Annotated in this window: 13 protein-coding genes; 5 read left to right on the top strand and 8 right to left on the bottom strand. The window is 44.8% G+C overall.

Features of this window, described 5'->3' with window-relative positions:
* Positions 1 to 204: 204 nt before the first annotated feature.
* From R7070_RS09645 to R7070_RS09655, 3 genes are all read left to right on the top strand, one after another.
* Positions 205 to 558, top strand: coding sequence for a hypothetical protein (locus R7070_RS09645; RefSeq protein WP_033906832.1), 354 nt, complete (start codon positions 205 to 207; stop codon positions 556 to 558).
* Between the two features lie 121 nt (positions 559 to 679).
* Positions 680 to 2,680 (top strand): methyl-accepting chemotaxis protein, encoded by a 2,001-nt coding sequence (locus R7070_RS09650; RefSeq protein ID WP_053303759.1) that lies wholly within the window; start codon positions 680 to 682, stop codon positions 2,678 to 2,680.
* A 299-nt stretch (positions 2,681 to 2,979) separates the two neighbouring features.
* On the top strand, positions 2,980 to 3,459 hold the full coding sequence (locus R7070_RS09655; protein ID WP_005388254.1) for a Dps family protein: 480 nt from the start codon (positions 2,980 to 2,982) through the stop codon (positions 3,457 to 3,459).
* A 108-nt stretch (positions 3,460 to 3,567) separates the two neighbouring features.
* Here R7070_RS09655 and R7070_RS09660 read toward each other — a convergent pair whose 3' ends face one another.
* The 5 genes from R7070_RS09660 to R7070_RS09680 all read right to left on the bottom strand — a co-directional run bounded on the left by R7070_RS09660 (position 3,568) and on the right by R7070_RS09680 (position 7,845).
* Positions 3,568 to 4,182 carry an HAD family hydrolase gene (locus tag R7070_RS09660; protein WP_005375585.1) on the bottom strand — a complete coding sequence of 205 codons (615 nt, stop codon included), beginning with the start codon at positions 4,180 to 4,182 and terminating at the stop codon, positions 3,568 to 3,570.
* Positions 4,183 to 4,324: 142 nt separating this feature from the next.
* Entirely contained in the window at positions 4,325 to 5,401 is a 1,077-nt protein-coding gene (locus R7070_RS09665) for a PQQ-dependent sugar dehydrogenase (RefSeq protein WP_169628796.1), read from the bottom strand.
* Between the two features lie 149 nt (positions 5,402 to 5,550).
* Positions 5,551 to 6,699 carry an L-threonine dehydrogenase gene (yiaY, locus tag R7070_RS09670; RefSeq protein ID WP_005388247.1) on the bottom strand — a complete coding sequence of 383 codons (1,149 nt, stop codon included), beginning with the start codon at positions 6,697 to 6,699 and terminating at the stop codon, positions 5,551 to 5,553.
* A gap of 333 nt (positions 6,700 to 7,032) precedes the next feature.
* A complete protein-coding gene (gene elbB / locus R7070_RS09675) occupies positions 7,033 to 7,683 on the bottom strand; it encodes an isoprenoid biosynthesis glyoxalase ElbB (RefSeq protein ID WP_017634378.1) in 651 nt (216 codons plus the stop codon).
* 12 nt (positions 7,684 to 7,695) lie between these two features.
* Entirely contained in the window at positions 7,696 to 7,845 is a 150-nt protein-coding gene (locus R7070_RS09680; protein ID WP_017634379.1) for a hypothetical protein, read from the bottom strand.
* Between the two features lie 120 nt (positions 7,846 to 7,965).
* Here R7070_RS09680 and yddG point away from each other — a divergent pair, with 120 nt between their 5' ends.
* Entirely contained in the window at positions 7,966 to 8,868 is a 903-nt protein-coding gene (gene yddG, locus R7070_RS09685; protein WP_005389394.1) for an aromatic amino acid DMT transporter YddG, read from the top strand.
* Between the two features lie 151 nt (positions 8,869 to 9,019).
* Here the strand turns inward: yddG and R7070_RS09690 are convergent, their stop codons facing one another.
* Both R7070_RS09690 and R7070_RS09695 read right to left on the bottom strand, forming a co-directional pair.
* Entirely contained in the window at positions 9,020 to 9,913 is an 894-nt protein-coding gene (locus tag R7070_RS09690) for a cation diffusion facilitator family transporter (RefSeq protein WP_053303754.1), read from the bottom strand.
* A 176-nt stretch (positions 9,914 to 10,089) separates the two neighbouring features.
* The gene (locus tag R7070_RS09695; protein WP_005375568.1) at positions 10,090 to 10,968 is read right to left on the bottom strand and encodes a LysR family transcriptional regulator; all 879 of its coding nucleotides are present in this window, start codon (positions 10,966 to 10,968) and stop codon (positions 10,090 to 10,092) included.
* 171 nt (positions 10,969 to 11,139) lie between these two features.
* On the opposite strand from R7070_RS09695, the gene R7070_RS09700 reads away from it, so the two are divergent.
* A complete protein-coding gene (locus tag R7070_RS09700) occupies positions 11,140 to 11,715 on the top strand; it encodes a class I SAM-dependent DNA methyltransferase (protein WP_017821100.1) in 576 nt (191 codons plus the stop codon).
* Positions 11,716 to 11,864: 149 nt separating this feature from the next.
* Here the strand turns inward: R7070_RS09700 and R7070_RS09705 are convergent, their stop codons facing one another.
* Complete coding sequence (locus tag R7070_RS09705; protein ID WP_161441524.1) at positions 11,865 to 13,838, bottom strand: acetoacetate--CoA ligase; 1,974 nt, start codon at positions 13,836 to 13,838, stop codon at positions 11,865 to 11,867.
* Between the last annotated feature and the right edge of the window lie 152 nt (positions 13,839 to 13,990).

Raw genomic sequence — 13,990 nt, forward strand, 5'->3', positions numbered from 1 at the left:
ATCAAGAATCGACAACAAAGTATACAAACCAAGACAGCTCGCCCTTCGGGAGCGTGTCATTGACTCGGTTTCTGTGTCAAACAACTTGGAAAGAGCTGACTATTACGCTGCGTTGTTTTCCTTGACCCCGAATCAATGACAACGCTCTGAATCCTGCATCTTGAAGTCACTTGGGTATAAGAGTCATTTACAAGGAGGAGCGACATGTACCGTTATGTCAGTTCACCAAAAGCGTCAAAGTACATAGTACCGCCACCACAGCATCGCGAGTTGTCGAGTATCGATGTACCGGAGTCAGAACTTGAGATGCGTGAAATTCTGAACAATTGGTTTGCCGATGGATTGGCGCCCATCATTGAAAATGAGGACAATGACATCTCTGCTAATGAGCAACAGCGCTTTGAGCAGCTCAGTCGCACGGTGGGCGTGTTACTGCGTAATAAAGATTACTACTTCGCCACTAAGCGGATTCTTTCGTTGTGGGAGCAAGACTGCTTAGAAACGACTTACGTTAATTATCTGATTTTACGTAGTGAGCGCATACCATACTTCGAATAAGCCCTATTTATAGGCTTAAAATAGTGGTTTACATGGTTTTCTTAGTAACTTTTGACACCTGTATTTAACATTTTTGTAAACATCGTTATATTTAAGGCTCATCGTTGTCAGGAGTTTATGGATGAACCTTACGATATCAGGGAAGTTGCAGCTCAGTTTTGTGCTGCTAGCCGTACTTTTTATGGCATCAGCGGTATTCACGTATCGCAACGTCACTACCGTAGAGCAATACGCCTCTTCGTTACTTAAATCCGATTTACCGACCGTCGACACCAGTCGCGGTATCCAACAGTCCGTTCAAGCGTCGCTGTCCTCGATTCGAGCCTACATGTTGCTAGGTGGCGATGAAGAGGCGAGCGCACGTCTGAGTGAGGACGTGCGTAATATCATGGCATCTACAGACGAGTCGCTTCCAACGTTGCAGGCGTTGATCTCTGAACAGGATTTTCAAGCGATCCAAAGCCAGTGGGACGCGGTAAAAGTTTCTCTAAACAAGCTGATTGAACTTAGCCACAGTGATGAGAACTTACCCGCACACAACCTCTTTATTAACGAAGCGGCACCCATTGCAGAAGTGGCACTTGACCAGCTTCAAAGCTTAATCAACGAAGAGTCAGGAAACCCATTCGGTGGAGACAGAAAACGTCTGTTCAAAGTTTATGCCGACAGCTATACCTCGCTCGCCAATGCACTGTCTGCACTGCGAGATTTCCTGTTATACGGGCAGCAAGATCACCTAGACAAATACCACGACTTGATTAAATACCACAATCAATCTGTGGCGGAAATCGATAGCAAACTCGACAGACTTACTGATAACGACCAATCTTTGTGGTCACTGTTTAAAGAAATGCAGCAACTGTACTTTCCTTTAGCAGAGCAGGTAATTGCATTGCGTCAATCGCCAGAGTGGAACGAATCAAACTTGTTAATGGCGAATGAACTGTTGCCAGCAGCGGATGCACTAGACCAAAGCTTAGAAACGATCGTATTGGCTCAGCAAAGTCGTGCAGATCAAAGTGGACAGGGCATTAATCAGTCGATCAAAAACGTACTCACCACCATGCTGATTGCCGCGGCATTGGTTTTGTTTGCCGCAGTAGCGATTTCAAAATACATGGGCAACACCATTGGTCGCCGAGTGAAAAACTTATCGGAGCGTGCAAAGACGATCGCTTCAGGGGACGTTTCTCAGCCTCCGTTAACTGTTGTTGGGAAAGATGAATTGGCAGACCTTACCGATTCGATTAACCGCATGAACCAATCGTTAGCGAGCATCGTGGCAGGGGTGAGTGAGAAAGCGCACCAAGTGGATACCAGTATGGGGGCTTTGTTGGAATCGGCGCAAGTCACTTCATCGAATGTAGAACAGCAACAGACCAGCATTGTTGAAATGGGAAGCCAATTGGATGAAATCGCTTTAGCCGCGCGTAACACCCTAGATCAAGCCAACCAATCAGTGCAGAAGCTTTCTGATTCAAAAGGCGAGATTGAACAAGGTCGTGATGCTTTAGAGCAAAACAAAGTCACTATGGAAAGTTTGCACGGCAGCATTGAAACCGCGAGTACGCAGGTGACGCAGTTAAGCAAAGAGAGCGAAGCCATTGGCCGAGTTACAGAGGTGATTGAAGGCTTAGCAGAACAAACTAACTTACTGGCATTGAATGCCGCGATAGAAGCAGCGCGTGCGGGTGACCAAGGACGAGGCTTTGCGGTTGTGGCGGATGAAGTACGTATGTTAGCGACTCGCACTACTCAATCGACGACAGAAATCAACGGTATCATCAATGCGATTCAACGCTCGACCAATTCGGTGGTAGAGGAGATTGAACACAGTCAATCACTTGCGGAGCAGGGCGCTGAGCACATTGAAAAAGCGGTAACTCGTTTGCTTGTTACTACTGAGCAAATAGGTTCCTTGAATGAGCAAATGGCAGAACTTGCAGCAGCGGCAGAGCAGCAATCTCATGCGACCAATTCGATCACTGGATTGATGTCCGGTATTACTCAATCAGTGGATGAAGTTTCGAATAACAGCCAACGTGCATCAGAGACATCATTGCAAGTAAAAGAGCAAGTTACTGAGCTGAATCAACAGATGGCAACTTTCAAAACGGCGTAGATAAGGTTTACATCTTTCATCGACTTTTGAACGTTAACCAAATAGTAAAAAAGCCCCAATCCTTTTTACACAAAAAGGGTTGGGGCTTTTTGTTGGATGATACGCCGATATTCGTCTGCTTGCTCATTGGATTTGGCTATTTAAATCATAGCTAAAACCAAATTCTCTTCGCCGAGCCGGAGTCGTAATATGACTCCATCGGCAGCAAATACTGCAAAAGAATTTTTAAACTTTATACCAATCCCGGTAAGAGAATCGTTCGTTACTACGATTGGTATCATCCTTCTAGGAGCAAGATTATGAACAAACAAGTAAGCCTAATTGGTCTAGACAGCGAACAATCAGCACAACTAGCTCAACAGCTCAATCAACTGTTAGCGCATTACCAAGTGTTGTACATGAACTCTCGCGGTTACCACTGGAACATTAAAGGTGCGCAATTCTTCGAACTGCACGTAAAATTTGAAGAGATCTACACTGATCTACAAACAAAAATCGATGAGCTTGCAGAGCGTATTCTAACTTTGGGTCACACGCCAGCGCACGCATTCAGCAACTACTTGGAAGCAAGTGAAATTAAAGAACATCAAAACGCTACTTCTGGTGAGGAGTGTGTACAAGGTCTGGTTCAAGGCTTTAGCGTTCTGCTTCTAAAACAGCGTGAGATTCTACAAAACGCGGGTGAAGCAGATGACGAAGGTACAGCGGCATTGATGGGTGACTACATCCGTGAGCAAGAAAAATTAATGTGGATGCTTAACGCTTACCTACAAGGCTAAGCAGCGCATCACCCAAGCAATCCTTGGGAACGCATGAAACAATCGGGAATAAGTCATAAGGGGCACGCTGGTGCCCCTTTTTTTGTTTGCGTGTTTTATGTGTGTGCTTTATTTGCGTGGTAAGGATTGGAAATGGCTCAGTAAATCGCTGAGTTCATTAAGCGCCAACGAGGCTGAGTCATTGAAGGTTTCTTGATTCCCATGGTGCACAAGGCAAGAGGGCATCTGCGCGTTATACGCTGCCTGCAAGTCGTAAAGGTAATCGCCGACATAAAGCACTTCATCAGGCATCAAACGCCACTCTTTCGCCAATACCTGCAGAGACAAAGGGTCTGGCTTGGGCGGGAAGCATTCACGAGTGATGACTCGTTCTACTGAGATTTGGTTGTGCTCTAGTTTGCGCTGAGTGGCGATTTGGCAGTTGCGCGTCACGATAGCGGTTTTGATTTCATTTTGATGCAAGTGGGCGAGCAATTCATGGCAGCCAATCATTGGAGCAGACTGCTCAGCATCAGAAATCTCGTAATCAAATATCACGTTATGAGCGTGCTCTCGATGATGAGGATGCTCAAGTGCGTCGACAAAATCCAATAGATCTTCACTCTGCGGACAGCCAAGCTGTTGTCGCAATTCGCCGAAGTTCATATCAGAACTCACCAAGGTGTTGTCCAAATCAAACACCACGGCTTTAATTTTATCGAGCTGTAAAGGGAATGGAATCATAATGACCTCGTACAACTTAACCGAACTATCGTTTTAAAAAACAAAAGGTTATTGTTAAGTTTAGATTCTTCTGCTTAGATTGTACGAAAATAAATCACTAGTACGTCACAAATTAAATAGTCTTAACGATTTTAGTGTTTGATTACCTTTCCTCAAGACGAAAGATTTTGCCGCTGTCGGTAGAAAAGTAGATATAACCATCGGGGCTGATGGTTATATCTCTTACTCGCTCACCAAGATTCTCCATCAATCTTTTTGATTCGGTGAGCTTGCCATTCTCAATAGAAACCACGTTGATGTGCGCCAGCTTCAAGGCACCGGCGAGGATTTTTCCGTCCAACTCTGGGTATTTATCACCACGGTACAAAATCATATTACTGGGTGCGATAGAAGGGACGTATACCAGCTTGGGATCTTCCATTCCCGGTAACGACTTAGCTTCACCGACGTCCAACGGACCCCAATATTCTTTACCATGAGAGACTTTTGCCCAGCCGTAGTTCGCGCCTTTCTTGATTAGATTAATTTCATCGCCGCCGCGTGGTCCATGTTCAATAGACCACAGCTGTTTTGTTGCTTCGTCGTAAAACATACCTTGTGGGTTGCGGTGCCCGTAACTCCATATCTCAGGACGAGCTTGGGAAGGTTTGAATGGGTTGTCTTGAGGAACCGAACCATCAAGGTTAAGGCGCACAATACTACCAGCATGGGTTTGACTGTCTTGCCCATTATCACGTTCGCCACGGTCACCGATTGAGAAGTAAACTTTATCGTCTACAAATGAAATTCGACTGCCGTAGTGGCGACCCGTGTCGGTGATGGCATCAGCAACAAAGAGATCGTTCCAACCCACAAGTTGATTGTTTTGCAATTGCGCCGTCGCTAACGCCACCGTATTGCCTTTACTTGTGCGCTTGCTGTAGGTAAAGAAGAGTTGCGGGTTTTGCGTATCGGCATTCGGTGCGAGCGCAACATCCAATAAGCCGGCTTGTCCACTGGTGTTCACATCGGGGACGTTAAACAGCTTTTGAGGTTTGCCTGTGGTGATATCCAGCAACGAAACCGTACCGTTCTTTTGATTGACGATAACGCGTTGATTATCTAAGAACTCGATCCCCCAAGGGATCTGAAATCCACTCGCCACTTCGTTGGCGCGGTATTCGGCAGTGTTGGCAGAAAAGGATAAACAAGCGAGTAGGGTGGCAGCAATCGTTCTCATGGTTCCTTCCAATATGAATCGTGTTAATACTTAAAAGCTAACACTAAAAGACTATGTTTGGCAGAGATTCACTTGTATATGAATGTAAAAAATCCCCGATACGAGATCGGGGATTGAATTAAGGCTAGAGAATTGTTTATGTAGCGAGATTACATCGCTTCTTCGAAGATCTTAGAGATTTCTTCGTGAGTTGCTTGTTTAGGGTTAGTGAAACCACAAGCGTCTTTCAGTGCGTTGTCTGCTAGTGTTGGGATGTCTTCTAGTTTCGCACCAAGCTCTTTAATACCTGCTGGGATACCCACATCTTTCGCTAGAGTAACGATAGCGTCGATTGCTGCCGCTGCACCTTCTTCAGCAGACATGCCCTCTACGTTTACGCCCATTGCTTTTGCTACGTCACGTAGACGCTCAGGACATACTTGCGCGTTGTAACGCTGTACGTGAGGTAGAAGAATCGCGTTACAAACACCGTGTGGAAGGTCGTAGAAACCACCTAGCTGGTGTGCCATTGCGTGTACGTAACCTAGAGAAGCGTTGTTGAACGCCATACCCGCCATGAACTGTGCGTATGCCATTTGTTCACGAGCTTCTAGATCTTCACCGTTTTTCACTGCTGTGCGTAGGTAAGCTTGGATAAGCTCAATCGCTTTGATTGCTACTGCATCAGTGATTGGTGTTGCCGCGATAGATACGTAAGCTTCAATCGCGTGAGTTAGGGCATCCATACCTGTTGCCGCAGTTAGCGAAGCAGGTTTAGCGAGCATTAGCTCTGGATCGTTTACCGAGATAAGCGGTGTTGTGTGCTTATCAACGATAGCCATCTTAATGTGACGCTCTTCGTCAGTGATGATGCAGAAACGCGTCATTTCAGATGCAGTACCCGCCGTCGTGTTGATCGCGATAAGTGGCATCATTGGTTTTGCAGATTGGTCTACGCCTTCGTAATCTGCGATTTTGCCGCCGTTAGAAGCAACAAGCGCGATACCTTTCGCACAGTCGTGTGGTGAACCGCCGCCTAGAGAGATAACGAAGTCACATTCGTTATCAGTAAGAAGTGCTAAGCCGTCGTTAACGTTGCTGATAGTTGGATTTGGTTGAGTGCCATCAAACACAACGGTTGCTACATCGCGCTCAGTGAGAAGGTCTTGAACTTGTTTGACTACACCGATTTGGTTAAGGATCTTATCCGTAACGATCAAACCTTTTTTAAAGCCTTGAGATTGGATGCTGTCTGCTGCGTCTTTCAAACAACCAGCGCCCATTAGGTTTACCGTAGGGATAAAAAATGCACTTGTCATATTGGATAGCTCCGTCGTTATTTTTAATAATCTTTCTTAATTTGCCATTTACTGTCGCACATTCGTTTCCAGATTGAAGTTGATCTAAAGCAAGTTTACCCACTTAGAGGTACTTGCAAGAGAAAAACTGTGACAGTGATCTTGTTGCACTGCGTATAAGTGCAACACTGATATAAAGTAGAACAAATATGAAACTATGGACGCAAACGATTGGCAGAAATTGACTTCTGACGCGGATATATCTCTAAATTCGACTAAAGTATAAAAAATCCCCATTAATAACTTAATTATCAATGGGGATAGGGAAGTGTTTTATAAGCTAACTACTAATAATTACGCTATTTTAATCAGTTTTGATACTAACTTTTCGATACCTGAAGCCGCTTGAGAGATATTCTCTGCCAACATGTAAGCAGGGGTTGAAAGTACGAGGTGTTTTTCATCAAAAACGATGTCTTCGACAGGGCACGTGGTGTGTTCACCGCCCATTTGATTAAATGCTATTGAGACTGCCTCATCGTTGCCTACCGTTCCTTTCACGCCTTGCTCATAAATCATCGGAATAATGACAGGAGAAATACACAGATAGCCAGCTGGTTTTTTCGCATTAGCAAACGCGCGACAAGCTTGAGCTACGTGTGTGTTAATGGAGCACTCCGCACCCGAAACAGCGAAGTCGGTTAAGTTTTTCGCGGCACCAAACCCACCTGGAAGCAGTAGGGCATCGTATTCATCGACGTTAAGTTTGGCGACATCGTCAATATTTCCGCGTGCAATACGAGCTGATTCGATCAATACGTTACGTGTTTCATCCATTTCGTCACCAGTTAGGTGATTGATGACGTGGAGTTGGTCAATGTTAGGTGCAAAGCAGTGCCAAGTTGCACCTGCCTTCTCGATGGCGTAGAGCGCCAACACTGCTTCGTGGATCTCAGAACCGTCGTAAACGCCTGAACCACTTAAAATGACTGCGACTTTTTTCATGTTTGGATTCCTTTACTCTGAACGTTCCTTAGATTGCTCTTCGCTATCTAGACCATGCGTTTCCGAATGTGTTTTAACGTTTTCACTCTCGTTGTCATCTTCATCATAGTAGCGCACAACAAAGGGTGTAAGCATAACACTAGAGGGCAGAAAATGTTTCATATCGACTCCAACGGCTTAATAGAATGATTTTTATACTGATTTTTATAAAACAGTACGTTGAACCTGATCATTTTTGAGTTAAGCTGACGTTTCCTTTGGCATTCGTGAGTGGTAGGTCACATGAAATCAGTGCAATTTCGTTTCACACTTTATGGTTGTATCGCGATTCTCTCTTGGAGTTGTCTGCTTGGCATCGCGAGGTTGGTTACGGAGAGTTTAGGTCCTGTAGGCGGGGCAGCCATGTTGTACTCTCTTAGCTCTGTTTTCCTTCTTATCGTGGTCGGTATTCCAAAGTTGTCTTACTTTTCTCCCAAGTATCTTGCGCTTGGTGGTGCGATGTTCGTCTGTTATGAAATATTTCTCGCTCTATCTTTGGGATATTCCAACTCGCGCGCGCAGGCAATTGAGGTGTCGATTGTCAATTACCTTTGGCCCGCACTGACGGTTTTATTTGCGGTCCTTGGCAGCAATAAAAAAACAAACTGGTTGCTTTATCCCGCAGTTACGCTGGCGTTTGTTGGGGTTGCTTGGACTGTGAGCGGTGAGAATGGCTTATCCATAACTCAGATCATGTCCAATGTTAGTAGTAACCCTCTGGTGTATTTTATGGCTTTCGCTGGCGCGGTTATATGGGCTTTTTATTGCAACTTAACCCAAAGGCAGCAATCTAAACATAATGCGATTACCCTGTTTTTTATTGCAACAGCTGTTTCGCTTTGGGTCAAATACGCGTTTACGGATGAGCCACCAATGACATTCAGTTGGGAAGCGATGGGGTACTTAGTGGCCTCTGCGGCTTTAATGGCTGGTGGTTATGGTTTATGGAATATCGCGATCGTTGGCGGCAATATGGTTTTTCTCGCCACCTTGTCTTACTTCACACCCATTTTTTCCGCTTTATTTTCTTCCATTATTCTTGGCGTAACTCTGAGCCATAGCTTTTGGCAGGGCGTTGTGATGGTAACGGTGGGCTCGCTGATGTGTTGGTTAGTCACCAAAGAGAAGCGCGAAGCGGCTGGGTAAGTTACCAACGAGATCAGAGAATTTAAGTGAGCAACGAACAGATCTCCCTTGCGAGCTGTATTCGAATACGAAGAAACTAAATCGAAAAAATTAAAAAAGCTCCCGAGATTGGGAGCTTTTTATTGAGTTTTAACGGCTCTTTGGTGGCACTCTAATAAGCGACGTTCAAGTGTAGTTGAAGCTTGAATCTGTGCTTCGACAGTCGCTTGATAAGCTGCTTACGAGTGTGCTCTAGTGTATCAAGCTCCAATGTGTCGTCATCAATATGTACGTCCACATTTACTCGTAGCTCTTGGCCCACCTTCGTTACGCCAGCCAGTTTCAATTGATGCTCAGTTACTTTTTCAATCTCAAGAACATCTTTGCCAACGCTCTGACACAGCTCTTTGCTTGGTGCCATCATTAGTAGTTCACGTAAGGCACCTACTAGCATATCGAACGGTACTTTGAGGAAGTAAAAGCCCATTAAAACCATCATCATGGGGTCGGCATATACCGCATACTCAGAGAATGGCGTTAGTGAAACAGCCCAAGCCGAGATAAATCCTACGGTCACCGCCACACTCAACAAAGTATCCATTTGCCACTGTTTTTTCTCCGCTTCAATCAAGCCTGATGAGAAGCGGCGGCTGCGTTTCGCCATAAACCACCAAGCGTAACCACAACCGATAACATTCACGATGCCGAATAAGGTCGCAATAGAAGCATCGACCTCGCGACCTCCAGACATCAATGCTGATATCGCAGAGTAGAGAGAGAAGCTTACAACCACTAAAATGACGGCTGCTTTTATCGCAATAACGATTGGTTCTAAGACCGCTTTTCCAAATGGGAATACAGATTTTGAAGGCTTGTTAATATAGTAAGAAGCGGCCAGTGACAATAAAGTTAACAGTAAGCTGACCAAAGAGTAAACACCGTCAAACACGATGACAATTGATCCTACAAGCAAGCCAAGTACCATACCACCAGCAGCGAACCCAGATGCCAAAAGGGCTGAAATGGTTAGAATACGGTTTTCGTTTTTGCTTGTCCTGTCACACATAAAAGATGCCTTTGAATTTTAATACCTTACTATTCTTCGCTCATAAGGTAATTTAGGCAACCACAAAGTGACCAGTAACTAATCTAAAAAATTGCGTTTTTATTTATATCCCTATAAAACAATGGCTTACTGTGATTTTTTGGTGTCAGTAAAATTGACGCTCACTGATAAAATGTTTAGAAGTCAAATAAATACTCGCTCAATTTATCTGCTAACCACGTCATTGCTGGATGCTCAGTATGGCCGTTAGGTGAAAACATACAGTAGTCTTCTTGCGTCAATCCGTATGTGTGTTTGATAACGGCGAGCTTCTGCTGACGAAGGTAATGGCGGATTAATGGTTCTGGAAGCACGCCCCAAGCGTCTTCTTCTAAGATGGTGTTCAGCATGTAGTCAAAACTCGAAAAACCAATATATCGAGTCGAGAAAGGTTGCAGTTCAGGGTTGTCTTTCTCATTTAGGTACACCATTAGTGCTTGCATCTGACTACGTAGATCTTCGTCTGAGACACGGCGCATCTTACTTAGGCGGTGTTCTACACTGCATACTGACATCATACGTATCTTGCCTAATGGGTTATATACGATACGAGGATCGTCTACTCGCTCATAATCAACGCCGAAAGCAAAATCTACTTGGTGGGTACTGACCAAGTTGGCTAAGTCGCCACTGGATGCCAAGATTAAGTTGAAGGTTGTTGAAGGAAAGCGGTTATTCAATGTATGAGATAATTCTTGCCAGAGATCATCAGGTAAGGAGTCGTCACGTGCTACCCAAACTTCCGCGTTAAACCCTTCCGAGATTTGAGCGCAGGTCTTTCTGACCCGTTGTGCGATGATAAGTAGGTGTTCGCAATCTTTGTAAATGGCTTTCCCAGCTTCAGAGAGGGTGAGCTGGTTGCCAGTTCGGTTAAACAATTCAACGTCGAGATCTTTCTCTAATGCCTTAATCGACATACTGAGTTTGGTACGATTGCAGTCGAGTTGCCTTGCCGCTTCAGAAACAGAACCACACTCAGCGATGGTGCAGAAGGCTTCTACTTGAGTTAAGTTCATGATTTGACACAACCAATAAATGAATTCAAATAATTTGGGTATTATGCAGATGCGCTCCCAAAGCCATGAAAGATTATCGAAAAAAACGCGAATCCGCCAGATAAGTCTATGGTCTTTTAACGGTTTTGCGGTAATCTATGTGGGTTACAAAAAGTGAACATGGAGGCCACGATGGCACAAGATTGGGACGGCTTAGCAAAAAACTGGGAATCAAATCCAGCAACAGAGCAATTTGCGCAGTCGGTGTTTGAGCAGTTACAACAGCTAACTCAGCTTGATGGCATTAAAGTACTAGATTTTGGATGCGGAACAGGGCAGTTAAGTCAACGATTGTCACCGATGGTTAAAGACATCGTAGCATTAGACGCATCGGAAGCCATGATTGAGGAACTCGATAAAAAAGAGCTCGTCAACGTAGAACCTGTGGTAGATGCATTATCTCGCGGCTTGGTTGCTCAGCACCCTGCGTTTCGTGGACAGTTCGACTTGGTGGTTGCATCATCAGTTTTAGCGTTCGTGGAAGACTTAGACGCGTCATTAACGATCTCACATTCTCTACTTAACCACGGCGGCTATTTTGTTCATTTTGATTGGATTGCAGAATGTGAACAAGACGGTTTTACCCTTGCGAAGTCTGAGCGTGCACTGAAAGAAGCGGGTTTTACTGAAGTTGAATCGCAACACGTTTTTGACATTACATCTGATGGTAAAACAATGTCGGTATTAATGGGGCTTGGTCGTCGCTAATACTGCTGAATAAAGAACACAAAATGACAAAAGCGAGCTAACAAGCTCGCTTTTTTCTTATCTGCTGAGGGTATATGTAACTTCACTTGCTCTAAACAAGTCGTCGTGGTGCAGGCAAGGACATACTCGAACAACTAAGTCTTCGGAGGTTATTTTGAGACGACTATCCTGCGTATCTCCTCCAGCACTTCAGGGTTGGCTATTGCGCCTAAATTTTCGACGTTTCGGTTGTTAACGACTTGCTTAACGGCTAACTCGACCAGCTTTCCTGAGCGTGTCTTAGGTATATCGCTTATTGCGTAAATCGCACTAGGTACATGCCTTGGAGAACATGCAGACTTTAGCTGTGCTTTGATGGAAGCGATCATCTCGTCATTGAGCTCTACCCCTTTGACTAATTGGACAAACAGCCATACTTGTTCGTTGCGATCGACTTCTTTTCCTACTGCGATCGAATCTAGAATACCGTCTATACAGTTCACTTGCTGATAGATTTCGGCCGTGCCGATTCTTACGCCACCGGGATTCAACGTAGTATCACTTCGACCATAAAACACGTATCCCCCAACGCTGGTCTGTTCAACATCATCGCCGTGGTGCCAAATATTGTCGAATTTATCCCAATAAGCGCGATGATATCTCTCACCGGTGTCGTTCCAAAAGCCAGCAGGGAAGTTGGGTAATGAATTGGCACAAACCAACTCACCGCGATCTCCCATTACGCTATTACCTTGTGGGTTAAAGACTCGGACATCGACCCCTAACCCTGCTGATTGGCACTCTCCCCGATAAACGGGAGAAATAGGGTTGCCTAATACAAAGCAGCCACAAATGTCTGTTCCGCCAGAAATCGAGGCGAGGTGTACATCTTCTTTAATGTGCTGATAGACATAATCAAACTGTTCTGGATACAGAACAGAGCCCGTTGAGCAAATGGTTTTCAGACTTGGAAATGCATCACTTTTCTGCGGAGAAAAAGATGCTTTTTCCAGCGCCTCTAGGTATTTTGCTGAGGTTCCAAACAGCGTCACTTCGGCTCGTTCTGCGAGGTCCCAGAGCACATCATGAGTGGGGTAAACAGGGCTACCATCAAAAATCACCAAACATGCACCGCTCGCGAGTGAAGAAACGTGCCAGTTCCACATCATCCAACCGCAGGTCGTGTAATAAAACACGCGTTCGTTCGGTTGAATATCGCAATGCAGTTGATGCTCTTTCAAGTGATTAAGCACCGTTCCGCCGACGGAATGAACGATGCATTTCGGTTTGCCTGTTGTGCCTGAAGAATAAAGCACAAATAGCGGATCGTTAAAATTCACACGAGTAAAAGTCAGCGCTTCGGGTGTGTATTGATTCAGGACGTTTTGCCAATCTTGGGTGCAGACATCGCATTCAAAAATGTGTGGTTTAAGGTAGCTAATTTGGCAAACTTGTTTAAGACCTTCAAGATGATCCGCAATATGCTGGTTTTTCTCTGACATATCGAAAGTTTTGCCATTGAATGTATAGCCATCACAAGTAAACAGGATTTTGGGTTTCACTTGACCAAAGCGCTCCAAAACGCTTTCGACGCCAAAATCAGGTGAGGTGGAAGTCCAGGTCGCCCCTAAACTGGTGGTTGCTAGCATGGCTATCACCGTTTGAGGTAGGTGAGGTAAATAACCAGCGACGACATCACCTTGCTTAATTCCACATTCTTTCAACCATTGCTGCACACTCGAAACTTCTTCGCACAATTGTTTCCAGGTGTAGGTCTGTTTTTCTTCACGTTCATTTTCAAACCAAATAGCGAGATCATCGGGTTGGTGACACGCGTAGGTTAGCAAATTTTCGGCGTAGTTAATTTGTGCGTTTGGGAACCATTTTATATCCCTATTTTCAACAGGTTGCTGCCAGCGACTTTCTGCTCGCTCTTTTATGGTCTCTCCCTGAGTGCCAATGACGTCGCAGAATAGCCAAACTTCCTGCCAAAATTTTTCTGCATGATCGAGTGACCATTGATGCAGATCAGCGAAGCTTTCAAGGGTACTTCCTTGTCGATTAATGTGTTCAATAAACTGTGTAATGTTGGCTTCTTCGATACGACTTTCGCTCGGTTGCCATACTTTGCTGCTCTCGCGCATAGGTCCCTCTATAACAAAGTGATAACAGGTTCTAGTTTGAGAGGAATACACGATAAAGTCAAACAAGCCAGATATTATATCGTGTCATAAAAATCATGCAGTTACGATGCATTGTAAACAATATGTTACATCGGGATGATGCTGAGAAAATC

Source organism: Vibrio sp. 1557, from assembly GCF_033340175.1.
Taxonomy (GTDB): Bacteria; Pseudomonadota; Gammaproteobacteria; order Enterobacterales; family Vibrionaceae; genus Vibrio; species Vibrio alginolyticus.

Bases quoted from the DNA above. Each gene is read 5' to 3' on its own strand.
- R7070_RS09645 (WP_033906832.1), top strand. From the start codon at position 205: ATGTACCGTTATGTCAGTTCACCAAAAGCGTCAAAGTACATAGTACCG.
- R7070_RS09650 (WP_053303759.1), top strand. From the start codon at position 680: ATGAACCTTACGATATCAGGGAAGTTGCAGCTCAGTTTTGTGCTGCTA.
- R7070_RS09655 (WP_005388254.1), top strand. From the start codon at position 2,980: ATGAACAAACAAGTAAGCCTAATTGGTCTAGACAGCGAACAATCAGCA.
- R7070_RS09660 (WP_005375585.1), bottom strand. From the start codon at position 4,182: ATGATTCCATTCCCTTTACAGCTCGATAAAATTAAAGCCGTGGTGTTT.
- R7070_RS09665 (WP_169628796.1), bottom strand. From the start codon at position 5,401: ATGAGAACGATTGCTGCCACCCTACTCGCTTGTTTATCCTTTTCTGCC.
- yiaY (WP_005388247.1), bottom strand. From the start codon at position 6,699: ATGACAAGTGCATTTTTTATCCCTACGGTAAACCTAATGGGCGCTGGT.
- elbB (WP_017634378.1), bottom strand. From the start codon at position 7,683: ATGAAAAAAGTCGCAGTCATTTTAAGTGGTTCAGGCGTTTACGACGGT.
- R7070_RS09680 (WP_017634379.1), bottom strand. From the start codon at position 7,845: ATGAAACATTTTCTGCCCTCTAGTGTTATGCTTACACCCTTTGTTGTG.
- yddG (WP_005389394.1), top strand. From the start codon at position 7,966: ATGAAATCAGTGCAATTTCGTTTCACACTTTATGGTTGTATCGCGATT.
- R7070_RS09690 (WP_053303754.1), bottom strand. From the start codon at position 9,913: ATGTGTGACAGGACAAGCAAAAACGAAAACCGTATTCTAACCATTTCA.
- R7070_RS09695 (WP_005375568.1), bottom strand. From the start codon at position 10,968: ATGAACTTAACTCAAGTAGAAGCCTTCTGCACCATCGCTGAGTGTGGT.
- R7070_RS09700 (WP_017821100.1), top strand. From the start codon at position 11,140: ATGGCACAAGATTGGGACGGCTTAGCAAAAAACTGGGAATCAAATCCA.
- R7070_RS09705 (WP_161441524.1), bottom strand. From the start codon at position 13,838: ATGCGCGAGAGCAGCAAAGTATGGCAACCGAGCGAAAGTCGTATCGAA.